Here is a 24,321-nt window from a genome sequence, read left to right on the forward strand (position 1 = left end):
TGCCGCCGCGCGAAACGTATTGCGCTACGGAAATTTGCACTTCAGGCTATAGTCAAACGGGGCAGGCAGATGCGGCATGGCGGCATCTGCCTGCCCGTGACTTTTCTGAAAGGAATGCACATGCGTATTTCCACGATGGCGAAAACATGGCTGGCCGCATTGGCGCTGGCCGCCGGCAGCAGCGCCTGGGCGGGCGTGCAGGTGACGTTCGACAAACCCGATGACTATTCCGATGTTCCGTTCAGCTCGCGCGACCGGGAACAGGTGCTGGCGGGCCTGGGGAATCACTTCACCTGGCTGGGCAAGAGCTTGCCCCCCGGCCAGGACCTCAGGATCGAGATCACCGATGTCGACCTGGCCGGACGCGAAGACCCGGCACGGCGCGGTGCCTTCGATGTGCGCGTGATGACGGGCCGTGCTGACTGGCCCCGCCTGCGCCTGCGCTATACGCTCGAGCAGCATGGCAAAGTCATTGCCAGCGGCAACGCTTATCTGTCGGACATGTCCTATTTGCAGCATATCAATCGTTATTCCAGCAACGATGCCTTGCGCTATGAAAAGCGCATGATCGACGACTGGTTCAAGAATACCTTCGGCGTCAAGCCCCAGGGCCGCAGCAGTCCCGTCATGAGCTTGCAGCCGCGCGAAGTGCGGCGCTGGTAATTCAGCGCAGGTAAGCCTCTTCGATGCGTGCCAGCTGGCCGTTCTGCCGCATGGCAAGCAAGGCCGCATTCATTTTCTCGATGAAATCGGCCTTGTAGGCGGGCGTATTGCGCGCGCTGTAGGCGATATACGTGGCTTCGGACGACAGTTCGAGCACTTCGTGCAATTGAAAGCCGTAACTGCTTAGTTCTCCTTGCAGCTGGCGTGCCGTGTGGCGGGCCGCACCGCGGTCGCTGGCGTAGCAATCGATGCGCCGCAGGGCCAGTTTCTTCAGATTGGCATCGTTGCCCTTGGCCGCTTCCAGATGCAGCAATCCCTGGCGGGCCGGCACCATCAATTTTTCCGACAGCAAAAAACCCGTGTTGACGCCGATCGTCAGGCCGGCGAAGTCCGTCGGGAAGTGCGTGCGCGGCTTGCGCATGACGGCGTCATGGCAAAACAGCACCACCGATTCGCGGTACAGCATGGCCGAATATGGTTGCACGTACGGCCGCTCCGTCTTGCGCCCGGGCGGGAACAGACCGAACACCTGGCCTTTTTCCAGTGCGTCGAGTCCCCGTTTCCAGGGGCGCGGCTGCAGGTCCAGCCGATACTCCGGCATGCTTGTGGCGGCTGCGCGCAGCATATCGACGTACATGCCCTTGAAGATGCCCTTTTCCACATAGCTGTACGGCGCATAGTCGTCGTCGCCATACAGGATGACGGTTTGCGGCGCGGCCAGGGCGGTCTGCCACACGCCCCACAACGCCAGGGCCAGGCATAGTCTTGCCGTTATCGCTGCTTGCATGCCGCTCCAGTTTCAATGTCTTCCTGGCAAGCATACAGCATGGCGGCAAGCTGACCCGCTTAATCTGTCCTTTAATCGATCCAGTTCACCTGCGGGAACTTGCTGCCGAACTCTTCCGGCATGGGTACGACTTGGCTGCGCTTGTAGTTGAAAAACACAAAGCCGGACTTGGCCATCGCGATCAGGGTGCTGTCGCGGGGACGCGTGATGCGGAAGGTGATGTCGCCGCCATATTTATTGAAATCCATGACGCCCACTTCGAACAGCAACTGGTCGCGCGCATGGGCTTCGGCACGGTAGGTGGTGGCCAGGTCGGTGACGATGATGCCGGTGCCGTCCGCTTCAATGTCGCGCACGCCGAATTCAAACAGGAAGCGGGCGCGCGCCTCGGAAATCATGGAAATCATGGAATCGTTGCCGAGATGGTTGCCGGCATTGATGTCCGTGGTGCGTACCGTCAGTTGCGAGGAATAGCAGTACTGGTCTTCGGGAAATTCAAGTTTCAAACGGGCCATGGTGTTCTCTTGGGCTGGTGCGCGGGGCGCGTCGGGAAAAACCCATTCTAGCCGGTTCCCCGCGCCCCGTCGAAAAACGCCCTCTGCCGCGTGCGCCGCCATGACCGCCTGCGCACGCTTATTTGCGTACGCTTATTTATGTACACTTATTTATGTACACTTAATTACGTACAACCTTGTACACCTTGCCCGTGCCGCTCAGCATGTACAGCTCGTTTTGACCATCCTGGCCGAACGACAGGATATTGCCCACGTTGGTGATGCCCCAGTCCGTCACGGCGGAGGGCGTGCCATTGCTGTAGCTGAAGCTTTTCAGCCAGCCGCTGCAGTAGTCCGAATACAGGTACTGCCCCGCCAGTTCCGGCAGGGCCGTGCCCCGGTACACATAGCCGCCCGTGATCGAGCAGCCGCCGGCCGTATCGTGGCCGTATTCGATGGCGGGCAGGACCAGCCCCGCCTGGTTGCAACTGGCGCTGTTGTAGCAATGCAATCCTTCCATGATGTTCCAGCCATAGTTGTTGCCCGCCTGGCCCACGGGACGCACGTCGACCTCTTCCCAATTGGCCTGGCCCACGTCGGCGATATACAGCAGCTGGGCCGGCACGTCGAAGGCGTAGCGCCACGGGTTGCGCAAGCCATACGCCCAGATTTCCCCGCGTGCGCCCGGCGTGCCGGCAAATGGGTTGCCCGGTGGAATGACGTACGGCTGGGCTACCGTGCTGGCGTTGACGTCCAGGCGCAGCAGTTTTCCGAGTAGTACATTCGTGTTTTGCGCATTGCCGGACGGGTCACCCGCGCTGCCGCCGTCGCCCGTACCCGCGTACAGGTAGCCGTCCGGGCCAAAGCTGAGCAAGCCGCCATAGTGGTTGCTGAACGTGGGGTGGGGTAGCGTCAGGATGGTCAGCGCGGACAGGGGATCGGCCACGTTGGCGTTGCCCGCCGACACTTGCCGCCGCTCGATGACGATGTCGCCGGCCAGGTTGGTGTAATAAATAAAGAAATAGCCGTTGCTGGCGTATTGCGGATGGAAGGCCAGCGACAGCAAGCCCCGCTCGCCGCTGGTGGTGAGCGGGCTGATATCGAGGAAGGGCGTGGCCAGCAGGTTGCCGTTCTGCAGCACGCGGATGCGGCCGGGGCGTTCGAGAATGAAGAGGCGGCTGTCGCCGGGCGGGGCCGTGAGGAAGATGGGCGTGCTCAAGCCGCTGGCCACCTCTTGCAGGGCCAGGGCCAGCGGTGCCGTGACCGCATAGGTGATACTGGCGCTGGCCGTCGCCCCCGCATTGACTTGTACCTGCTGCGTGACGGGCGTGGGTGCCAGCGTTTGCGTGCCTTGCGCCACGCTGGCGGCGCTGAGCGTGTAGGCGCCGGGTGCCAGGCCAGTGAGCGTGGTGCTCGCCGTCAACGTCTTGCTGTACGACCCGGGGCCGCTGAGCGTGGCGGCGCCCGCCACGCCGGCCGGCAAGCCGACTATGCTGATTGTCAGGTCACCCGTGGTGGCGTCGGGCGGATGGTGCTCGTGGCCGCCGCCGCAGGCGGCCAGCAGGGCCAGGCAGCATGCCAGCAGCAGGGGCAACCAGGGGCGGGGAAAGCGGGAAAGCAGATGGCGCATGTCAGTCTCCTGCGGGAACGACGCAACGACTGCTCAATTAGGGGACTTGCACCAAGAATGCGCGTCCTTGTGTTGGAACGTTTGAGCTGGCGCAAACGTGCGGCGGCATCGGACAAATGCGCGGCGTTTTCAGACAAGCGCGGGGCCAGCTGCAGCCTCACGCCCTCCCGCGCCCGATAATGGCGCATCTGAAACCGAGCAGGAAGAATCCCCATGAAAACCAAAGCCGCGATTGCCTGGAAGGCGGGCGCCCCGTTGACCATCGAAGAAGTCGACCTGGCCGGCCCACGCGCCGGCGAAGTGCTGGTCGAGCTGAAAGCCACGGGCATTTGCCATACCGATTACTACACCCTGTCCGGCGCCGATCCGGAAGGCATCTTCCCCGCCATCCTCGGCCATGAAGGCGCCGGCGTCGTCGTCGACGTGGGTCCGGGCGTGACGACCCTGAAAAAGGATGACCACGTCATCCCCCTGTACACGCCGGAATGCCGCCAGTGCAAATTCTGCCTGTCGCAAAAGACGAACCTGTGCCAGGCCATCCGCTCCACTCAGGGCCGCGGCCTGATGCCGGACGCGACCAGCCGCTTTTCCCTGAATGGCCAGCCGCTGTTCCACTACATGGGCACGTCCACTTTCTCGAACTACATCGTCGTGCCGGAAATCGCCCTGGCCAAGATCCGCGAAGATGCGCCGTTCGACAAGGTTTGCTACATCGGTTGCGGCGTGACGACGGGCGTGGGTGCGGTCTTGTTCTCCGCCAAGGTCGAGGCGGGCGCCAACGTGGCCGTGTTCGGCCTGGGCGGCATCGGCCTGAACGTGATTCAGGCGGCGAAAATGGTTGGCGCCGACAAAATCATCGGCATCGACATCAATCCGGCGCGCCAGGCCATCGCGCGCAAGTTCGGCATGACGCATTTTATTAACCCCAACGAGGTGGAAAACGTCGTTGATGCCATCGTGCAACTGACGGACGGCGGCGCCGATTATTCGTTTGAATGCGTCGGCAACACGACCCTGATGCGCCAGGCGCTCGAATGCACGCACAAGGGCTGGGGAAAATCGTTCATCATCGGCGTGGCGGCGGCCGGCCAGGAAATTTCCACGCGCCCGTTCCAGCTGGTGACGGGGCGCGAATGGCGCGGTTCGGCCTTCGGCGGCGCGCGGGGCCGCACGGACGTGCCGAAAATCGTCGACTGGTATATGGAAGGCAAGCTCAATATCGACGACCTGATCACGCACCGTTTGAAACTGGAAGATATCAACCAGGGTTTCGACCTGATGAAGAGCGGCGAATCGATCCGTTCCGTGGTCTTGTACTGATCTGCGTGTACGTATTGCGCAACACTTGACGGATGGGGCAGGGCGGCAGGGCTGTACTTCGCCGTCTGCGCCTGCTAGTGTGAAGGCATCCGCTTTGCTTTGGGAGCCGCTCATGTTTGCCACTGCCTACCTCGCCACGTTGCGCCGCATGCTGCCCGTCTTCCTCGGCGCGGCCCTGTCCTCCCTGCTGTCCTTGTGGTGGAGCAATGCCGCCATCCTCGCCACGCCCGCCATCTGGCTGGCGCTGCTGGCCACCTATCTGCTGTGCGCGCTGATGTTTACCCCGCTGGCCTGGCACCGCCAGCAGCTGGCCACGCGCCACGTGCGCAGCAACAAGTCGCGCTGAGTCTCGCAGACCCTGGCGGACCTTCGCTGCGCCTAGCGCGCCGTGCTGGAAAAGCGTTCGCGGTAGTCGCGTGGCGTGATGGAGAGTTTCTTTTGAAACAGGCGGCGCAGCCTTTCCTCGCTGTGCAAGCCCGCCTGCGCGGCCACCTGTTTTAAGGAAGACACATTGTCTTCCAGCAAGCGACGCGCCGCTTCAAAGCGCGCCGTTTCGATGAATTCCGTCGGACTGCTGCCCGTTTCGCGCTGGAACACGCGCGTAAAATTACGCTCGCTCATGGCTAGCCTGGCCGCCAGCAGCGGCACCGTGAGCTCTTCGGCCAGGTGTTCCATGATCCAGCCCTGCAACTGGCGGATGGTCGGATGCGTCGTCATCTGGCTCGACAGGTGTACGGAAAACTGCGACTGGCCGCCAGGCCGCTTCAGGTACACCACCAGGTCGCGCGCCACTTCCAGCGCGATATCGCGGCTGAAATCGTCTTCCACCAGGGCCAGGGCCAGGTCGATGCCGGCCGTCACGCCAGCCGACGTCCAGAATTTTCCTTCCCGCACGAAAATCGCATCGGCATTGACCTGTATCAATGGATAGCGCTGGCGCAGGCTGTCCACGGCGCTCCAGTGCGTGGCGGCGCTCTTGCCGTCGAGCACGCCGGCTTCGGCCAGGAAGAAGCAGCCCGTGCACAGCGCCGCCAGCGTGTCGATGCGCGGCGCCGCCTCGGCCACCCAGGCGGCCAGGGCGGGAATATCCTGCAAGACTTGCTCGACATGGTGGCAGCCGACGATGACGGCCAAGTCGGGCAGGCGGTTCACATCGAGTGCCTTGCTGGCGTGCAGCGACATCAGCGTATCGGACTCGACTGGGCCGATGGCTGTCGAGGCGATGCGCACGTCGTAGCCGCCGGGCAAATTGCGCAGGCGCAAATGGGTGTTGGCGTAATCAAACACTTTCATGGCGCCGATGGCTTCCAGCGCCTTGAAGCCGGGGTAGACGATGATGTCGACGGTACGTAATGGAAATTCTTGCGGGCTGTGCTTGATCATGCAATGAATGAGATAAATGAAATAGTGCCATAATGCAACTTCGGTTTTGGCATGCAGATTAGCATGAAATTTGCTACAAACCGTTTGTCCTCACATTCATCAGATTGCCGAACACCGTGCGCATATACATTTTCGTTGCCGCTTTACTATTTTCGCTGTGTACTGGTCCAGCCCGCGCCGGAACGCTCAATTTTAACGGTGCTGCCGTCACGGACTGCAGCAATAGCGGCGTCGAATATACCTGCGCCTCTTTGTCGATGCTATGGAATGACGAGATTGTCATTGAGAGCGGCTACCGTGTGACGGTCAACAGCCCTGTGACAATAACGTATAACCAAGGCTTGACGATGCGAGGCACGGCTACCCTGACGGCCAAGGGCGATATCAATGTCAGCGACAATCCGCCAGCGAGGTTAAAAATAAGTGGCGGTAGCATTATTGCCAATGGTGGCACTTTTATTGCAGGCGGGCAGAACGGGCAAAACATAGTCGCCAATATCATCGCGTCGTCGATCAAGCTGGGCGGCAGTCCGATCAGCGTGACAGGCAATCTTAATGCAAAGGGTGCCGTCACTATCTCTGCCAGTTCGACCGTGAATGGCGCTATTCAGGGCGGCTCCGTGAGCATCGAGGCTGATGCCAAGGTCACCAACGGTATTAGCTCGACAGGGCCAATCAATCTCGCATCGAGAGTGAATGTCACGGGGGCTATTACCGGTACCACCATCGTTACCGCTTCCGCTGTCGTTATTGCTGGCAGCATCACCGCCAGCACCTCGCTCTTGATCGAGTCTGCAAGCAAGGTGACCGGCAACCTGACGGCCCCTTCCATCCAACTGAAGTCGACGGACCTGGTGGTGACGGGCGATGTCAAGGCATCCCAGACTCTGGTCGTTGAGAACAAAGCTACCATCAAGGGCGATGTCGAAGGTGGAAACGTGATCCTTGGGGATTCCGATGCGGCCATCACCGGCAACGCCTTGGTCGATCACATTACATTGGGATACCACGGCCGGGTGCAGCAGACCATTACCTGCAAGGCGTACACGCCAGCCAACCCCTGCAGCTGCGTGACGAACAACAGCGGCTGGCCCTACACTGACCCCATGGGGCCGAAATGCGGGCCCGGCACGCAGGCAGGGCCCCACCATTTCCAGATCGATCATCCAGGCACGGCCCTGACGTGCGCGCCGCAGACCGTGAAGGTCACGGCGTGCGCGGATGCCGCCTGCAGCGCCAGGTACACGGGCGGCGCGAATGTCACCGTCAGCCCTGGCGGCACGTCGACGCTGATCGGCAGCAGCGGCGTGGCTACGGCCAGCGTGCGCCAGTACACGGTCGGCACGGCCACCCTGGGCCTGACGAGCGTGCCCGGCGCCACCGGTGCGCTCGTCTGCAAGCGCGCGTCGGACAACAGCCGCAGCTGCGACATGAGCTTTGCGGCGACCGGCTTGATGGTCACTTCCGTCAATCATAATTCCGCCGTGGCCACGGATTTCACAATCAGTGCATTGCAAGACAAACCGAACGAGCAGGCCTGCGTGCCCCTGTTCATGAATACCACCAAGGATTTGACCCTCAGTTGTAGCTACAGCAATCCCTCCGCCGGCACCTTGCCGCTCCTGGTCAAAGGGACGGGGGCCTTCGTGCCGTTGGCCGCGAGCGCCAGCAGCGCGTGCAGTGCGACGGGGCAGTCCGTCAACCTGGCGTTCGACAACGCTGGCGTTGCCACGGCAACCATGTTGTATGCCGACGCGGGCAAGCTGACGTTGAACGCGAAGTATGAACCGGCCAGCGGCGGCGACAAGGGCTTGAAGATGCAAGGCAGCGGTGGGGTGGTTGTCGCTCCGTACGATTTTGTGTTCAGTCCGATCGCCACGCCACAGCGTGCGGGCCTGGCCGTGATGGGCGTGGCGCCGGCAACGGTGGTTAGCGTATCGGCACGGAATTTTTTGAAGGCAGCCACGCCCAACTTTGGCCGGGAATCGGCGGCGCCAACCGTGCTGCTGGGACGTACTGTCGTCGAACCCACATTTGTCGGCCACGCCGAGCCATCGGCCGATGGCAGCCTGGGCTTCAACGGGGGTGTCTTGACCGCCACGGGCATGAGCTGGAAGGAAGTGGGGGTTGTTCAATTTACGGCCAGCTTGATGAACTACCTGGGATGGCAACTGCCTGCCGTCAACGGCGACGTTCCACCGCTGGCAAGCGGCACGAGTGGTAAGGTGCAGTTCATCCCGCACCACTTCATCACGGAGCTGATCAAAAAGGACGACGGTGACGAGCCGGCCGCGACCAACGGCATCGCCACGCCGTGCGCCGCGCCGCTCACCTGTGCCAACGATGGGGAGAAAGGCCGCTACGCCTACTCGGGGCAGGCGATAGGCGTGCGCGTGACGGCGCGCGCCCTGGGGGAGACGACGACCCAAAATTATGATGAGCTCAATCCGAGTGTGCTGGCGCCCGTGTTGCTCGAAGGCCTCGATGCGGCCACGGGCAAGATTTCCTTTCCGCCGAGTACTCCTGATGGCAGTAGCCGCCTCACCGATGGCAGCAAGGCGCAAACCACCGTCACCGGCGTGGCGCCCGCGAAATTCACCCTGGGCATCGCCCGAACCATGGTCGCCTACCGTTTTCCGGGCAAGGCAGGCGTGCCGGTGACGGTGGCGCCCACCGACGTGCTGCTGCGCGCCAGCAGCACATATCCCGGCGGCGCCGTCGTCAGCTCCAGTTCGGCATTGATACAGAACGAGGCACGGATGACCGTGCTGTCGGGGCAATGGCAGGTAGCCCACGGCTATGGCTCCGAGTTGCTGCCCGTCCGGCTGGCCGTGCAAGTGCAGTACTGGAATGGCACGAAATGGATCACGAACCTGCTCGACAGCATCAGTGCGTTCAACAAGTCGCAGGTACTGTTTGTCAATTGCAAGAAAACGCTGGACTGCAGCAAGCTGGCCGCTGATGATCTGCCCTATACCGTCGTGCAAGGCGCGTTGCCGCAGGCCTATCGCCTGACGCTGCTGGCGCCCGGAACCGGCAAGGCCGGCAGAGTGGACGTTTCCGTGGGCAATCATCCCTACCTGGGCAGCACGGTGGGCGTTGTTGTCTTTGGCATCCTCAGATCGGGCCCCGTGATTTACCTGCGCGAGATGTATTGAGCCTGGGCAAAGGGGGGCGGACGCAGGCGGCGTGAAAAACCAGTAACATGCCTGGCTGTGGCATTCCCCCCAACCTCAGACTGGAGTTTCTATGAGCACAACATCGCAGTGGATCGATATCGCCGGCCCCGACGGCAGCTTCCAGGCTTACCTGGCCGTGCCGCATATTGGCAAAGGCCCCGCCATCATCCTGTTGCAGGAAATTTTCGGCGTCAACGAGCACATCCGCGCCGTGGCCGACCAGTACGCGGCCGATGGCTATGTGGTGCTGGTGCCCGACCTGTTCTGGCGCGCGGGCGCGCACATCGAGCTGGGCTATGACGCTGACGGCTGGAAGCGCGCCGTCGAGCTGATGCAGGCCACCGACAATCCGCATGCCGACGCCGATATCGCCGCCACCGTCGCCGCGCTGCGCGCGCGCCCGGAAGTGACGGGCAAGCTGGCCTCGGTCGGCTACTGTTTTGGCGGCCGTCTGTCATTCCAGACGGCAGCAGCCGGCCTGGTCGATGCCGCCATCGCCTATTACGGCGGCGGCATCCAGAACAAGCTGGACCTGGCCGACCGTATCCAGGTGCCGTTGCTCATGCATTTCGGCGGCGAGGATAGCCATATTTCGCCGCAAGCCGTGCAAAAGATCGCCGAGCGCTTCGAAGACCGGCAAGACGTGGAAATCCATATCTACCCGGGCGCCGAGCACGGCTTCAATTGCACCCACCGCGACAGCTACCTGCAGCGCGCCGCGGCCCAGGCACATGGCAATTCCTTGATTTTCCTGTCGGAAAATCTGTAAGCGGGAGCGCCGCCAGCGCTGTCGACTCGGCAGTAAAGCCGCATGGGCGCTAAAATAGCGGCTGTGCCGGGCATCTCCGGCCGGCCGGGCGCAGCGCCCGGCAAACCTGGATGAGGAACCGAATCAAAGATGGCCCAAGTAATTGTTTCTGTAACATTGGCGGCAAGCGCCGAAAGAGTGTGGGATTTTATCGGCGGCTTCCAGTCGCTGGCTGAATGGTCGAGCTCCATCAAGACCAGCCTGTCCGAGCATGGCGGTCGCGTGCGGCGCCTGAAAACCACGGACGGCGCCATCATCGCCGAACGCCTGCAAAGCTACAGCGAAGCGGACAAGAGCTACAGCTACACCATCGTCTCGGGCCCGATCCCCGTCAAGAACTACCGTTCCACCCTGCGCGTCACGGGCGAACCGGGCGGCGCTTCCTGCGTGGCCGAATGGTCGGGCGAGTTCGACGCGGCCGAAGGCGTGGAAGAGGTCATGGTGGGCGCGTTTCAACATTTGTATGAAACGGCGTTCATCGACCTGAAACGCATCATGGCGATTTGAATTGCCAAACCCCATAGCAAATACCGGGGTCGGACCCTGAGGGTCCGACCCCAGCCTTTCCGCTTTGCGGGTTAAAACATTGTTACCCTCTTAGCGTTTTACCTTGCCAAACGCTTCGCCCTTGTTCCAAGTAGGCAAGTTCCTGTCGTTCGCCACTTCGTAACCGAGGTTCAGGGTGAACTGTGCCTGCTGCACCATGCCGGACAGATCCCACGAAGGGTGGTACTCATCCGTGACCTGGTGGTAATCCTTTTTGAAGGCCACCAGGCGCTCACCTGAGGCTTTGGGTTCCTTGACGAAATCAAAGGAGCCGTCGCCGGAGAATACTGCCGAACCCACGTTGAAGGCGGGCACGCCGGCCTTGGCAAACGCAAAATGGTCGGCCCGGTAAAACGCGCCGGACAGGTCGGGGATCGTCGGCGCCAGGCGCAAGCCCATGCGCTTGGCGACCTTGGCGGCGCTGGCGTGCAGGCTGCTGCGCTCGGCGCCGGCCACGCCGATGTCGTGCGTCTTGCCGACAAAATTCATGCTGTCGAGGTTCAGGTCGGCGGCGGTTTTCGCCAGCGGCCATAATGGCGCGCGCGTGTAGGCCGTGCTGCCCAGCATGCCCGTTTCCTCGCCGGCCGGCCACAGGAAGATTTGCGTGCGGCGCGCCGGCTGTTTCACGGCCACTTGCGCCATGGCCAGCAGGGCCGCCGCGCCCGAGGCGTTGTCGATGGCGCCGTTGTAGATATGGTCGCTTTGCCCGGCGCGCTGGTTGCCCTCGTCATCCTTGCCCAGGTGGTCCCAGTGCGCCGAGTAAATCACGGCTTCGTCCTTGAGTTTCGGGTCCGTGCCCGGTACGATGCCGGCCACGTTGAATTGCTCGATGCTGCGGATCTGGCTATTGACTGCCACCTTGACCGTCGCGTCCAGGGGCACGGGGCGGAACGCGCGCGTTTCGGCCTGTGCACGCAAGGCGTCCAGGTCTTGTCCGGCTTGCTGGAACAGGGTGCGCGCCATGTCTTCCTGCAGCCAGCCTTCCATCGCATTGCCCGCGCCAGCCAGGTTGAAGCGCTCATGGCCGAAACCGTTGGCCGGCACCGACCACGGATACGAGGCGGACGCCGTCGTGTGGATCAGCAAGACCCCGGCGGCGCCCTGGCGCAGCGCTTCCTCGTACTTGTAGACCCAGCGGCCGTAATACGTGAGGGACTGGCCGGCAAAGCGCTGCGGTTCGGTGGCGGTCGGCTGCGGGTCGTTGACCATCATGATGACCAGTTTCCCTTTTAAATCAACACCCTTGAAATCGTCCCAGTTTTCCTCGGGCGCGCGGATGCCGTAGCCGGCAAACACGACGGGCGCGTCGAACGCCACTTTCTGCTGGCCATTCGCCGCGCCAAAGACGATATCCTTGCCGAAGGCGGGAGACAAGGTCTTGCCGCCCGCACTGAACGTCACTGTGCTCGATGGCAAGGCCTTGCTGCCGACAATGGTCAGCGCCTGGCGGTAGCTGCCATCTTTTAATGGCTGCAAGCCGGCTACGGCCGCCTGCGTTTCCAGGTAGCGCACGGCCAGGTCGCCGCCGCGCTGGCCCGTGCCGCGTCCTTCCAGCAAGTCGTCGGCCAAGAAGGACAGATGGGCGCGCAGGGGCGCTTCGGCAACGAGCGGTTGGGCGAGGGCGGCCGTGCTGAACAGGCTGGCGGCGAGGACGAAGGGTAAACGCATGACAACTCCAAAAGTGAATACAGGAAAGCAAAACAGCGGCAATCTTACTCTACCGCAATGCTCTGGCGTAGCGCGCGGCGTGCGCGCGCCATTGCGGCCACAATGGCCGCTGGTCCACCGACAAGGAGCGTTCCATGACTGCCACTGACTTGCAATCGAGCAATACCCTGCGTACCGCCGACGGCACCTTGATTTACTACAAGGACTGGGGCAGCGGCCCGCCCGTCGTCTTCAGCCATGGCTGGCCGCTGTCGTCCGACGCTTGGGAAGACCAGATGTTTTATCTGGCTGCGCACGGCTACCGCGTCATCGCGCACGACCGGCGGGGCCATGGCCGCTCCAGCCAGCCGTTCGACGGCAACGACATGGATACTTATGCCGACGACCTGGCCGCCCTGATCGCAGCGCTGGACTTGACGGGCGCCACCCTGGTCGGCCATTCGACGGGCGGCGGCGAAGTGGCGCGCTACATCGGCCGCCATGGCACGCAGCGCCTGGCGGGCGCCGTGCTGGTGGGCGCCGTGCCGCCGCTGATGCTGCAAACCACTGAAAATCCGCTGGGTTTGCCGCTGTCCGCGTTTGACGCCATCCGCGCCGGCGTGCAGGCCGACCGCAGCCAATTCTTTCGCGACTTGAGCGAGGCCTTCTATGGCTATAACCGGCCCGGTGCCAAGCCGTCGCAGGGCGTGCGCGACAGCTTCTGGCGACAAGGCATGCAGGCGGGCATGCCGGCATCCTATTTATGCATCAAGCAATTTTCCGAAACGGATTTCACCAGCGACCTGGCCAGCTTCGATGTGCCGACCCTGGTGATCCATGGCGACGACGACCAGATCGTGCCGATTGCCGCCTCGGCGCGGCGCACGGCTGAGCTCATCATCGGCAGCAAGCTGCTCGTGTATGCAGGCGCGCCGCACGGCCTGGCGACGACGCACAAGGACCGCCTGAACGAAGACTTGCTGGAGTTCTTGCGCACCTGAAACGGGGCGGGCGCCATGCTGGCGAGGCGCCCGCCGTTGCTGTTGCCACGTAGAACAGGCGCAGGCGGCACATTGTTGTGTATCGTTTAATGTTGGCAAAATCACGCGTCTATTGCGTGTGGATAGCCGATTTTTCTGCCTTTTTTCGGTAGATATGCCGCAAAAAACGGCGTTCTGCGGCATGCAGCCACCCGGTGAGGTCCAGTAAAGAGTAAACTAGCAGATACACTCTTTCGCATTGGGCGATTCGAGCGAACTTGTGAGTGATTTCATGTCTGATACACCAATTTCCTTATTTTCCGACCTTAACCTGAGCGAGCCGCTGATTCGCGCGCTCAAGGATGTCGGTTACGAAACACCGTCGCCTATCCAGGCGGCCACGATTCCATTATTGCTCGCTAACCGCGACGTGCTGGGCCAGGCGCAAACAGGCACGGGTAAGACCGCCGCCTTCGCCTTGCCGATTCTGTCGCGCATTGATCTGAAACAAAGCTCACCCCAAGCCCTGGTCCTGGCACCGACACGCGAACTGGCCATCCAGGTCGCCGAAGCGTTCCAGGTGTACGCCGCCCACATTCCCGGCTTCCACGTGCTGCCGATCTACGGCGGTCAAAGCTACGGCCCGCAACTGTCGGCCCTGCGCCGTGGCGTGCACGTCATCGTCGGTACCCCTGGCCGCGTCATCGATCACCTGGACAAGGGTTCGCTCGACCTGTCCAAGCTGAAGACGCTGGTGCTGGACGAAGCCGATGAAATGCTGCGCATGGGCTTTATCGACGACGTCGAGCGTATCTTGAAAGAAACGCCGGATGGCCATCAAACGGCCCTGTTCTCGGCCACCATGCCTTCCGTCATCAAGCGCATCGCCACCACCTATCTGGTCAATCCAGCCGAAGTGACGGTCGCCGCCAAGACGGGTACGGCCGACAACATTCGCCAGCGTTACTGGCTGGTGTCGGGCATGCACAAGCTCGACGCTTTGACCCGCATCCTGGAAGCGGAAGTGTTTGACGGCATGATTATCTTTGCCCGCACCAAGCTGGGCACGGAAGAGCTGGCCGGCAAGCTGCAGGCACGCGGCTTCTCGGCTGCCGCCATCAATGGCGACATCCAGCAAGCGCAGCGCGAGCGCACGATCCAGCAGTTGAAAGACGGCAAGATCGACATCCTCGTGGCAACCGACGTGGCCGCCCGCGGCCTGGACGTCGAGCGCATCAGCCACGTCGTCAACTACGACGTGCCGCACGATCCGGAAAGCTATACCCACCGTATCGGTCGCACGGGCCGTGCCGGCCGCAGCGGCGAAGCGATTTTGTTCATCACCCCGCGTGAAAAGAACTTGCTCAAAGCCATCGAACGCTCGACCCGCCAGCCGATCGGCATGCTGGAATTGCCGACGATTCAGGCCGTCAACGATGTGCGTATCGCCAAGTTCAAGGAACAGATCAGTGAAACCCTGGCCTTGGGCGAACTGGAGCAGTTCCAGTCGCTGATCGAAGATTTCGAACGCGAGCAAAATATTCCCGCCATCGAAATCGCCGCCGCCCTGGCGAAGATGGCACGTGGCAATACGCCGCTGCTGCTGGACAAGAACAAGGCGCGCGAGCAAGCCACGTGGCAAGACGACCGTCCTGTACGCCAAGACCGCTTCGAACGCAATGACCGTCCGGAACGGGGCGACCGTTTCGAGCGTAACGAGCGCAGCGAGCGTGGCGAACGTCCGGCCTTCCCGAAAAAGGAACGCATTTCCCGTCCTGCCGACGCCGGCATGCAGACTTTCCGTATTGAAGTCGGTCATCAGCATGGCGTGAAACCGGGTAATATCGTGGGCGCCATCGCCAACGAAGCGGGTATCGATTCGAAAAATATCGGCCGCATCGAAATCTATGACGACTACAGCGTCCTGGACTTGCCGGATACCATGCCGAAGGAATTGCTGGATCAGCTGAAGTCCGTCTGGGTTGCTGGTCAGCAATTGCGTATCAGCCGTGACGGCGATGCACCTGACCTGGCGCCGCCAGCCGCGCCGCGCAAGCCGTTTGCCGCCAAGTCCGCGCCAGCGTTCAAGGATGCGCCAGCGGACGCGGGCGAGGCAGCACCAGCGCCGCGCGCGCCGAAGAAGGAACGTCCACGCCCGGGCGTGACGGCCTACCGCATCGAAGTGGGCCGTGAGCACGCCGTGACGCCAAGCAACATCGTGGGCGCCATCGCCAACGAAGCGAACCTGGAAGCCAAGCATATCGGCCGTATCGATATCTTTGACAACTACAGCGTGCTGGACTTGCCGGAAGGCATGCCGCCGGAAATCCTCGACCACCTGAAATCGGTCGTCGTGTCGGGCCAGAAATTGCGCATCAGCCTCGATGACGGCACGACGGAGCGCAAACCTGCACCAGCGCGTCCAAAGTCGCCGCCGCGTAAAACGTTCAAGTAAGCCATTCCTTCCCAGGCGCCTCCCCGGCGCCTGTGTCGCGAATTGGAGACAGTTCCCCCACTGGCGCATTCGCGCCAGTTTTTATTTCCTCTCAAGAAATGAACATTGTCGCCGCCTTATGCTTGCCGGCAGGCGTCACCATGTGCCGGCCTTTATCGCAATGCTTCCGCAGTTTTTTATCGTCGCCTGCACCATATTTATTGCCTGCTACATCGATACATAATTTTTTATTAATTATTGCATCTGCACGTAATTTGAATTTTGCATTTCAATAAAATCAATCAAGTTAAATTAAAGTAAATTCTAAAACATAAATAAATTGACTTTTATTAAATTATTTGACCCGCGTCACTTTCGCCGTGGCGATATCTCGCCGGTGCTTGATGTGGTATATTGTTTTTATGTTTTTGTTATGCTAGTTGAAAAAAAATAGAGGAGCGACATGCGGGTCAATACGCCTATCACGCAAAAGGAATACGTATTAAATGAAGGCATGACGATTGTTTCCACCACGGATTTACAGGGAAACATCAATTACGCCAATCAGTATTTCATTGAAGTCAGCGGTTTTTCAGAAATGGAACTGCTGGGTGCGCCACAAAATATTCTGCGTCATCCCGATATGCCGGCCGAAGCCTTTGCCGACCTGTGGGATACCATCAAGACGGGCATGCCCTGGACGGGCATGGTCAAGAACCGCTGCAAGAATGGCGATTTTTATTGGGTCTTTGCCAATATCACGCCCGTCATTGAAAACGGCCGCCCGATCGGCTACATGTCCGTGCGCACCAAGCCCACGCGCGAGCAGATCAATGAAGCGGCAGCCCTGTATAAAAGTTTTAAAGATGGCAACACCGCCAGGCTGGCGATCCGCAATGGCCGCGTCGTGCGCCAGGGCTGGGTCGCCAAGCTGGCCGAGTGGCGCAAGCTGAGCCTGTCGCAAGACCTGGCCCTGCATTGCATCGTCTTCGGCGTGGTGCTGGCCATCCTCGGCTGCGCCGTGTGGAGTATCGATGGCGACACGAGCACAGCCACGCGCAGCTGGCTCAGCGGCGCTTCCGCCGCAGCCGTCGCGCTGATGCTGTATTTCTGGGCCCATCTGCACAATTCGCTGGTCGCGCCGCTGGGCGACGCCATCACGATGGCGCGCAAGATGGCCGGTGGCGACTTGACGGGCGTGATCGACAAGGTGCGTGATGATGATATGGGTCAATTGATGGCGGCCTTGCGCCAGACCAATATCAACCTGCACAGCATCATCGGCGACGTGCGCGCCAATTTCGAGGATATCCGCATCACCACGGCGGAAATCGCCACGGGCAATATGGACCTGTCCAGCCGCACGGAATCGCAGGCGTCCAGCCTGGAGCAGACGGCAGCGAGCATGGAAGAATTGACGTCCACCGTGCAAAACAGCGCCGACCACGTGGCCACGGCCAACGACCTGGCGGCGCAAGCGTCGACCGTCGCCGCCAAGGGCGGTACCATCGTCAGTGAAGTGGTCACCACGATGGATGAGATCAGCACCTCGTCGCGCAAGATTCTCGACATTATTGGCCTGATCGACGGCATCGCCTTCCAGACGAACATTCTTGCCTTGAACGCGGCCGTGGAAGCGGCGCGTGCGGGCGAGCATGGCCGTGGCTTCGCCGTCGTGGCTGGTGAAGTGCGCAGCCTGGCGCAGCGCTCGGCGACGGCGGCCAAGGAAGTCAAGCACCTGATCGACCATTCGATCGCCACCGTGAATGCGGGCAGCGTGCTGACCAGCAATGCGGGCGCCACCATGGCGGAAGTGATCGCCTCCGTGGCCCGCGTGACGGAAGTGATGGACGAGATTTCTTCCACCACCCGCGAGCAGAACCAGGGCATCGGGCAAGTCAACCAGGCCGTCATCCAGATGGATGGCATCACGCAGCAAAATGCGGCGCTGGTGGAGCAGGCGGCCGCGGCCGCCACCAACCTGGCCCAGCGCACGGACAGCGTGGCCCAGTCGATCGGCATCTTCAAATTGAAGGCCTCGCCCAAGCGCAAGGTTGCCGGCGTGGGGCGCGGCGTGGGCGCGGGCGTGGCGGCAAGGGCGCTGTTAAAGGTACGCTAGTAAAACCCGCGAACTGCCGGGGTCAGTCACTGCGTGACCGGAATGCTTCCCATTGGGAGCATTCCCCCCAGACTTTGTGGGGTACTCTTACTTCTTCACCCGATACACTTCCCCGCTGCGCACCTTCCGTACCACCCCATCCCCGCCAAACAAAATGACATATTCTCCCTGCGCACCTGCGGCGGCCGGGTAGTTGTACATCCACACTTCATTGCCGCTGTCGAAACGGATGGCCGTGCTGTCGCCGAGCGCGGCGCGCACCTGCTCGCGCGTGCTGCTGCCTTGCTGCACCGTTTGTTCCAGCGTAGCGTAAGGCACAGTCTTGCTTGCCTGCAAGGCGCGCGTGCCCGAGCACCCGGCGAGCAGCGTCAGCATGGCGAAGACCAGCCACTTCATGGCGCCACCTCATCCATATAAGTAAATTCCAGCAGGGTATCGTCGGGCCAGCTCGCATCCCACAGCGGCGCGTAATACGTGCGGTCAAGCAAGACCTGGCAATCGCAATAGGGCAGCGAGGCGGGCGTTTGCTCGCCGCCCGCGTACAGCATGGTGAACGGTAACGACACCCTGCGTTCGCCATGCACGAGGGTCACGCCGAACAGGGGCCGCTCCGTGAAGAACAGGTAGTTGCCATCGGGTTCGGAACACACTTTATCCGTGCTGTAGAGCATGCTGGACAGCCAGGCGATGATTTGCGGGTCGTTCGAGATCAGGCCCGAATCCATGCCGGCGCGGCATTCCAGGCGCAAGTCGCCCAAGCGCCGCGTGCCGGGCGGCAAGCCGGGCGTGATCACTTGCGCCCGCCAGCTCATGGTGGTGGCCTTGCGGTTGGCGATCAGCACGGCGTCTTCGCGCGCGGCCTGCGCATTGCGCACGGGGGCAAAGCTGTTGTCCTCGGCCAGGGGCAGGGGGATGCTGACGCTGTCGCCGGCGATGCGCAGCTGTACGCCTGTCATGTCCACGCCGGGCTGGCGCGGCAGCAAACGGAAGCGCAGCACCGCTTGCGGCGCCAGCGCATGGTCGCGCTCGAAACGCTCCACGCCCTGCAGCATCTTGCGGTAGGATTTGTCGACGGGGTCGCGCGTGGCGTCCACCTTGACTTGCGGCACGGGCGCGGTTTGCGCCAGCGCAGCATGGCCGTGGATCAGGCAGACGAGCAGCAGGGAAAGAGGGATGCGCATGGCCCGATGCTACGCCTTTTTGCGCATCAGCCACGCACGGCTGGGGATCAGTACTCGCTGTATTTGCGCGCGTCGCCGCGCACTTGCTGCGCCGGATACTTCTGTGCGTTGAGTTCCATCTTTTCCAGCACGGCCGCGTGCAGGTCGACGCCGCTCTTGTCGGCCAGGCGCACCAGGTACATCAGCACGTCGGCCAGCTCGTGGCGGATGCCCGTGCGTTTGGCCTCGTCCAGTTCGCTGTCCGCGCCCGTGGGCAGCCACTGGTAATGTTCCACCAGTTCGGCCACTTCCACGGACAGGGCCATGGCCAGGTTTTTTGGCGTGTGGAACTGGTCCCAGTCGCGCTCGGCGGCAAAGGCGCGCAGGCGCGCGCGGATGTCGAGCAAGCTGTCGGTGGGCGCGTTCATGCCGCCACCTGCAGCGGTTTTTCCATGAAGACACTGAACGGATCGTCGGGATAGTCGCCGTAGGGACCGCGCCGCTGGTAGCCATGGCGCGCGTACAGGGCGATGGCGGCGGGCTGGTGGACGCCCGTTTCCAGGGTCAGCAAGCGGCAGCCGCGCGTCAGCGCCTGTTCTTCCAGCAAGGCCAGCAAGCGCCTGGCCAGGCCCAGGCCACGGCTGTCCGGGTGCACGTACATGCGCTTGACCTCGCCGAAATCGGGTGTGACGACGATGGCGCCGCAGGCGCGCGCCGTGCCTGCGGCATCGCGGGCGACGGCAAACAGCAGGGTATCGGACGGCACGGACGCCAGGTCCAGCGCATACACGCACTCGGCCGGATACAGGGTCTGCTGATAGGCATCAAGCTCGGCGATCAGGGTTTGCACATCGGCTTGCTGCGGTGATTCCAGGTGAATTTGCATGGGGGAAGCACGTTGACTGAGATTCCCCCCATGGTATCACTGCGGCCGCGCCAGGCGCATCGTCAGGCCGATGGGCGACATCACAAAGCCCATCAATTCCTGCGCCTCGCCGCCATCGGGCGTATCGACGCCGGCGATGTCGAAGCTGCCCAGCAGCATGGCCATGGCGATCTTGATTTCCAGCAAGGCCAGGTAGCGGCCCGGGCACGTGCGCAAGCCGGCGCCGAAGGGCATCGACGCGCGCTTGTTGTTCGCCTCGCCGCCTTCGGCCAGCCAGCGTTCGGGCTGGAAGACTTGCGCGTCGGGAAAGTGCGCATCGGCTACGGTGTCGTTGCGCATCACGCACCACACGAGGGTGCCGGCCGGCACGGCAATATCGGCGATGACCGTGTCGCGCAGCGCCTCGACGGGCAGGAACGGCGCCACGGGTTTCAAGCGCATGGCTTCGCTGGCGCAGGCGCCCACGTAGTCGAGGCTATCCATCTGCTCGATGGTGAAATGGGCCACGTCGGGCGCCAGGCGCCGCACTTCCTCGCGCGCCCGGGCCAGGGTGTGCGGATGGCGTTGCAACAAATAGATCATCCAGGACACCGTGTTGGCCGTCGTATCTTCGCCCGCCAGCAGCATGGTCAGCACATTGCCGGCCACGTTGCGGTCGGTCACGCCGCTGCCTTCCAGGTCGGCGGCGGCGATCATCGCTTCGAGCAGGTTGGGCGGACGCTCGCGGCGCGCCGGGTCGTGCGCCATGCGCGTGCGCGCCTGCTGCACCAGGTCGGCCACGGCGGCGGAGAGCGCCGCCACGTCGCGGTCCAGCCGCCGGTCGACGGGCAGCTTGACATAGCGCCAGTACGGGAACATGGACAGGCTGCGCCGCGCCACGGCGGGCAGGATGTCGTCCATGTGACGCTGGATCACGTCTTCGCCCGATTCGAGCGTGTTGACTTCCGTGCCGAAGGCCAGGCCGGCGATGATGTCGACCGTGTAGCGTTTCAGGTCGCCATCGAGGTCGATCGCCTGGCCTTGCGTGGTGGCCAGATGCCAGCGCCGCTGCAGGCGTTGCGCCACCGTCACCAGCGCCGGGAAGTAGGCCTTGATGGCGCCGGGCGCCATGCCGGCCATGACCATGCGGCGCTGGTTGCGCCACTCCGTGCCCTCGGCCAGGAACAGGCCGGGCACGCCGCCCATTTCGTCGGACACGACGGAGCTGCTCAGGGGGCGGCGAAAACCGTCGGGCCGGTCGCGCAGCACGGCGCCGACGGCCTCGCTGTCGGCCACCACCAGCACCAGCGTGCGGCCGAACCAGGCGCGCATGAAGGGGCCGTAGCGCTGCACCCACTGTTCCACGTCGCGGTGGATGCGCGTGAGCTTGATCTGCAGGCTGTTGCCGACGATGGGCAGGGCGAAGGGCCCCGGCAAGCGGCGGATCTGGCGCAGCGGCCGCGCAATGTCGGGTGCTGCGGCGTGGTCGAGTGGCGGCATGGACATCTCCTGTCGATACGGTGAAAGTACGAGGATTGCTTGTAATAATGGCCATACTCTACGCGATTGCGGCCCGTTTGTATTGAACGAATACGACATCGTGCGCGGCCAGAAATTGCCGGTACAATCGTCGCCATGCCTGCCGCCCCTACGCCCCTGACCCGCCTGATCGCGCCGCGTACCGCGCTCGCTTCCTGCGTGCGCGCCGTCCTCGTGCGCGACACCACGCGCTGCGCGCCCTTGCCGCCGGCCCAGCGCCTGAACCGTTTTCCCGCCGCGCCCATGTGCAGCATCATCTGGACCGTCGCGGGCGATGTGGAGGCGGCCGCGCCGGGCCTGTCGCTGCCGGACGTGCGCATGCCGCCCGCGCTGTTCGGCGGCCCCCGTTCGTATCCGCTGGTCAGCTACAACCCCGGCCCCGTGCATTCGTTTGTCGTGATGTTGTATCCGGCCGCCCTGCATGCGTTGACGGGCATATCGATGGATGCCTTGCTGGACCAGTTTCGCCCTCTTGCCGCGCTGTTCGATGCCGACTGGCTGGCCCTGTCCGACGCCGTGCTGGCGGCGCCAAGCGACGAGGCGCGCGTCAGGCTGGTGGAGGATTTTCTCGCGCCGCGCTGGCAGGCGGCGCGCAAGGGCAGCGACGTGTCGGCCGGCGTCGTGCAAGACTGGGTGCGCCGCCTGGGCGTACAGGCGGCCTCGACGGGCCTGGCCAGCAGCGCGCGGCATATCGAGCGCCGCATCAAGGCCTGGGCCGGCCAGCCCATGCGCACCTTGCGCCGCATGCGCCGCGCGGAGCAGCTATTCCTTGACGAACGCGGCGCCATCCTGCAAGGCAAGGTGTCGTGGTCCGATATCGCCGCCAGCGGCGGTTACGCCGACCAGGCCCATTTCTGCCGCGAGACGCGCGAAATCACGGGCTTGAGCCCTACCGAGCTGGCGCGCGCCATGCGCGACGATGAAAGCTACTGGATATACAGAGTGTGGAGTTGAACCGGATTTGTTAGCCGGTGTAGACGACGCCTTTGTGCAAGGTCACTTCATGGTGCCCCGCGCCGGGCGCCATCATGGGGAAGCAGTTTTCCGCGCCATGCACGCGCACGTCAAGGAAGTAGGGGCCTTCGGAGGCCAGACAGGTAGCCAATGCCGCGTCGAGTTCCTCGCGCCGGCTCACCGTGTGCGCCTGCCAGCCGAACGCGCGCGCCAGGGCGACGAAATCGGGCAGCGCTTCCGTGTAGCTGTGGCTGTAGCGCCCGCCATGGATGAGTTCCTGCCACTGGCGCACCATGCCCATATAGCCATTGTTCGACAACACCACCTTGACGGGCAGGCGGTGCTGCACGGCGGTGGCCAGTTCCTGGATATTCATCAAAATCGAGGCATCGCCGCTGACGCACACCACGCATTTTTCGGGATGGGCGATCTGCGCGCCGATGGCGGCCGGCAAGCCATAACCCATGGTGCCGGCGCCGCCCGAGGTCAGCCAGCGGCGCGGCTGCTCGAAGCGCAAGTGCTGCGCCGCCCACATCTGGTGCTGGCCCACGTCGGTGGAGACGATGGCGTCCCGGCCGTCCAAGGCCGCCTGCAGCCGGCGCATCAGCGCCTGCGGCGCGATCACCTGCGGCGTGTCGTCGAAAGCCAGGCTGTCCTGCGCGCGCCAGCCATCGATGCGCTGCCACCACGGCTGGCGGTCCGCCAGCAAGCGGCCGCGCAGCTGCGCCAGCAGGGCGTTTAACACGGGGGCGCAATCGCCGCGCAGGGCCACGTCGGCGCGCACCACCTTGCCGATCGAGGCCGGGTCGATATCGATGTGGATGATCTTTGCGCCGGGGCAGAAGGCGTCCAGCCGTCCAGTGACCCGGTCGTCGAAGCGGGCGCCGACGCAGACGATCAGATCCGCATGGTGCATGGCCAGGTTGGCTTCCAGGGTACCGTGCATGCCCAGCATGCCGAGGAAGGCCGGATGCGAGGCGGGAAAGGCGCCCAGTCCCAGCAAGGTCAGGGTGCAGGGTGCTGCCGCCAGTTTCACTAATTGTTGAAACGCGGCGCAGGCGTCCGGGCCGGAATTGATGAGACCTCCGCCGCCATAGAACACGGGCTGGCGTGCGGAAGCGATCAGGCTGGCGGCCCGTTCCAGATCGGTGAGCTCTGGCAGAGGTGCTGCGACGGTAGAGGCGGGCGGCAGCGGCGCGGTTTCGATGACCTGCGCCAGCTGCAAGTCCTTGGGAAAGTCGATCAGCACGGGGCCGGGCCGGCCTTGCGTGGCCTGAATAAATGCTTCGTGCACCACGTCGGCCGTTTCGTCGGCCGTGCGGATTTGCCGGTTCCACTTGGTGACGGGGCGCGAGATGCCCAGCGCGTCGCATTCCTGGAAGGCTGCCGTGCCGATGCTGGTGGTGGCCACCTGGCCGCTGATGCAGATGAGGGGTATCGAATCGCACAGGGCGTCGAGCAAGCCCGTGGTGGTGTTGCTCATGCCGGGGCCGGAGGTGACGAAGACCACGCCGGCCCGGCCCGTGCTGCGCGCATACCCTTCTGCCGCGTGCACGGCCGCCTGTTCGTGGCGCACCAGCACGTGGCGCAAGCGGGGCTGGGCGTGCAGCGCGTCGTACAGGGGCAGCACGGCGCCGCCCGGATAGCCGAAGACGGTGTCGACGCCGAGCGCCAGCAGGGTGTCGATCAGGGTGCTGGCGCCGTTATGGGATGCGCGAGCGAGGAGGGGGGCGGGATCGGGTTTCATGGCCTTATTTTCTGCCTGATGCGGCAGAAAAGGCTGCTGGTTTTCTCGTATAGAATGCTTATTTAA

21 protein-coding genes are annotated in these 24,321 nt (G+C 62.9%); 10 read left to right on the top strand and 11 right to left on the bottom strand.

Annotation, left to right across the window (positions count from 1 at the left end):
* The first annotated feature begins 120 nt into the window (after positions 1-120).
* Entirely contained in the window at positions 121-663 is a 543-nt protein-coding gene (locus O0882_RS22010; protein WP_289951485.1) for a DUF3016 domain-containing protein, read from the top strand.
* 1 nt (position 664) lies between these two features.
* Here the strand turns inward: O0882_RS22010 and O0882_RS22015 are convergent, their stop codons facing one another.
* The 3 genes from O0882_RS22015 to O0882_RS22025 all read right to left on the bottom strand — a co-directional run bounded on the left by O0882_RS22015 (position 665) and on the right by O0882_RS22025 (position 3,574).
* Positions 665-1,450 (bottom strand): transporter substrate-binding domain-containing protein, encoded by a 786-nt coding sequence (locus O0882_RS22015; RefSeq protein ID WP_289951486.1) that lies wholly within the window; start codon positions 1,448-1,450, stop codon positions 665-667.
* Positions 1,451-1,521: 71 nt separating this feature from the next.
* Positions 1,522-1,965: a thioesterase family protein gene (locus O0882_RS22020; protein ID WP_289951489.1), complete on the bottom strand. Its 444-nt coding sequence runs from the start codon at positions 1,963-1,965 to the stop codon at positions 1,522-1,524.
* 160 nt (positions 1,966-2,125) lie between these two features.
* Complete coding sequence (locus tag O0882_RS22025) at positions 2,126-3,574, bottom strand: PQQ-dependent sugar dehydrogenase (RefSeq protein WP_289951490.1); 1,449 nt, start codon at positions 3,572-3,574, stop codon at positions 2,126-2,128.
* Between the two features lie 213 nt (positions 3,575-3,787).
* Here O0882_RS22025 and O0882_RS22030 point away from each other — a divergent pair, with 213 nt between their 5' ends.
* The gene (locus tag O0882_RS22030) at positions 3,788-4,894 is read left to right on the top strand and encodes an S-(hydroxymethyl)glutathione dehydrogenase/class III alcohol dehydrogenase (protein WP_289951493.1); all 1,107 of its coding nucleotides are present in this window, start codon (positions 3,788-3,790) and stop codon (positions 4,892-4,894) included.
* A 112-nt stretch (positions 4,895-5,006) separates the two neighbouring features.
* Positions 5,007-5,240: a hypothetical protein gene (locus O0882_RS22035; protein ID WP_289951495.1), complete on the top strand. Its 234-nt coding sequence runs from the start codon at positions 5,007-5,009 to the stop codon at positions 5,238-5,240.
* Between the two features lie 32 nt (positions 5,241-5,272).
* Here the strand turns inward: O0882_RS22035 and O0882_RS22040 are convergent, their stop codons facing one another.
* Entirely contained in the window at positions 5,273-6,277 is a 1,005-nt protein-coding gene (locus O0882_RS22040) for a helix-turn-helix domain-containing protein (RefSeq protein ID WP_289951496.1), read from the bottom strand.
* A gap of 347 nt (positions 6,278-6,624) precedes the next feature.
* Here O0882_RS22040 and O0882_RS22045 point away from each other — a divergent pair, with 347 nt between their 5' ends.
* From O0882_RS22045 to O0882_RS22055, 3 genes are all read left to right on the top strand, one after another.
* Positions 6,625-9,435 carry a DUF6701 domain-containing protein gene (locus tag O0882_RS22045; RefSeq protein WP_289951498.1) on the top strand — a complete coding sequence of 937 codons (2,811 nt, stop codon included), beginning with the start codon at positions 6,625-6,627 and terminating at the stop codon, positions 9,433-9,435.
* Between the two features lie 91 nt (positions 9,436-9,526).
* Positions 9,527-10,225, top strand: coding sequence for a dienelactone hydrolase family protein (locus O0882_RS22050; protein WP_289951500.1), 699 nt, complete (start codon positions 9,527-9,529; stop codon positions 10,223-10,225).
* A gap of 129 nt (positions 10,226-10,354) precedes the next feature.
* Positions 10,355-10,771, top strand: coding sequence for an SRPBCC family protein (locus tag O0882_RS22055; protein WP_289951501.1), 417 nt, complete (start codon positions 10,355-10,357; stop codon positions 10,769-10,771).
* A gap of 90 nt (positions 10,772-10,861) precedes the next feature.
* On the opposite strand, the gene O0882_RS22060 is transcribed toward O0882_RS22055, so the two are convergent.
* On the bottom strand, positions 10,862-12,478 hold the full coding sequence (locus O0882_RS22060) for a M28 family peptidase (protein ID WP_289951502.1): 1,617 nt from the start codon (positions 12,476-12,478) through the stop codon (positions 10,862-10,864).
* Positions 12,479-12,612: 134 nt separating this feature from the next.
* Here O0882_RS22060 and O0882_RS22065 point away from each other — a divergent pair, with 134 nt between their 5' ends.
* From O0882_RS22065 to O0882_RS22075, 3 genes are all read left to right on the top strand, one after another.
* On the top strand, positions 12,613-13,458 hold the full coding sequence (locus O0882_RS22065; RefSeq protein ID WP_289951504.1) for an alpha/beta hydrolase: 846 nt from the start codon (positions 12,613-12,615) through the stop codon (positions 13,456-13,458).
* 271 nt (positions 13,459-13,729) lie between these two features.
* The gene (locus tag O0882_RS22070; RefSeq protein ID WP_289951506.1) at positions 13,730-15,892 is read left to right on the top strand and encodes a DEAD/DEAH box helicase; all 2,163 of its coding nucleotides are present in this window, start codon (positions 13,730-13,732) and stop codon (positions 15,890-15,892) included.
* Between the two features lie 442 nt (positions 15,893-16,334).
* Positions 16,335-17,990 (top strand): PAS domain-containing methyl-accepting chemotaxis protein, encoded by a 1,656-nt coding sequence (locus O0882_RS22075; RefSeq protein ID WP_289951507.1) that lies wholly within the window; start codon positions 16,335-16,337, stop codon positions 17,988-17,990.
* Positions 17,991-18,077: 87 nt separating this feature from the next.
* On the opposite strand, the gene O0882_RS22080 is transcribed toward O0882_RS22075, so the two are convergent.
* From O0882_RS22080 to O0882_RS22100, 5 genes are read right to left on the bottom strand one after another with little or no spacing between them, the layout of a single operon-like run.
* A complete protein-coding gene (locus O0882_RS22080) occupies positions 18,078-18,386 on the bottom strand; it encodes an outer membrane protein assembly factor BamE (protein ID WP_289951509.1) in 309 nt (102 codons plus the stop codon).
* Entirely contained in the window at positions 18,383-19,171 is a 789-nt protein-coding gene (locus tag O0882_RS22085) for a hypothetical protein (RefSeq protein ID WP_289951510.1), read from the bottom strand. Before O0882_RS22085 ends, O0882_RS22080 begins: the two co-directional genes overlap by 4 nt.
* A 47-nt stretch (positions 19,172-19,218) precedes the next feature.
* Positions 19,219-19,578, bottom strand: coding sequence for a nucleotide pyrophosphohydrolase (locus tag O0882_RS22090; RefSeq protein WP_289951512.1), 360 nt, complete (start codon positions 19,576-19,578; stop codon positions 19,219-19,221).
* Complete coding sequence (locus tag O0882_RS22095) at positions 19,575-20,036, bottom strand: GNAT family N-acetyltransferase (protein WP_289951513.1); 462 nt, start codon at positions 20,034-20,036, stop codon at positions 19,575-19,577. The genes O0882_RS22090 and O0882_RS22095 overlap by 4 nt, the downstream gene beginning before the upstream one ends.
* Positions 20,037-20,072: 36 nt before the next feature.
* Entirely contained in the window at positions 20,073-21,515 is a 1,443-nt protein-coding gene (locus O0882_RS22100; RefSeq protein WP_289951514.1) for a cytochrome P450, read from the bottom strand.
* A 135-nt stretch (positions 21,516-21,650) separates the two neighbouring features.
* Between O0882_RS22100 and O0882_RS22105 the strand changes: the two genes are divergently transcribed.
* Positions 21,651-22,508, top strand: a complete 858-nt coding sequence (locus O0882_RS22105) for a helix-turn-helix domain-containing protein (RefSeq protein WP_289951515.1) — start codon at positions 21,651-21,653, stop codon at positions 22,506-22,508.
* 10 nt (positions 22,509-22,518) lie between these two features.
* Here O0882_RS22105 and ilvB read toward each other — a convergent pair whose 3' ends face one another.
* Positions 22,519-24,255 carry a biosynthetic-type acetolactate synthase large subunit gene (gene ilvB / locus O0882_RS22110; RefSeq protein ID WP_289951517.1) on the bottom strand — a complete coding sequence of 579 codons (1,737 nt, stop codon included), beginning with the start codon at positions 24,253-24,255 and terminating at the stop codon, positions 22,519-22,521.
* Between the last annotated feature and the right edge of the window lie 66 nt (positions 24,256-24,321).

The organism is Janthinobacterium sp. SUN073 (assembly GCF_030397665.1).
GTDB lineage: Bacteria > Pseudomonadota > Gammaproteobacteria > Burkholderiales > Burkholderiaceae_D > Janthinobacterium.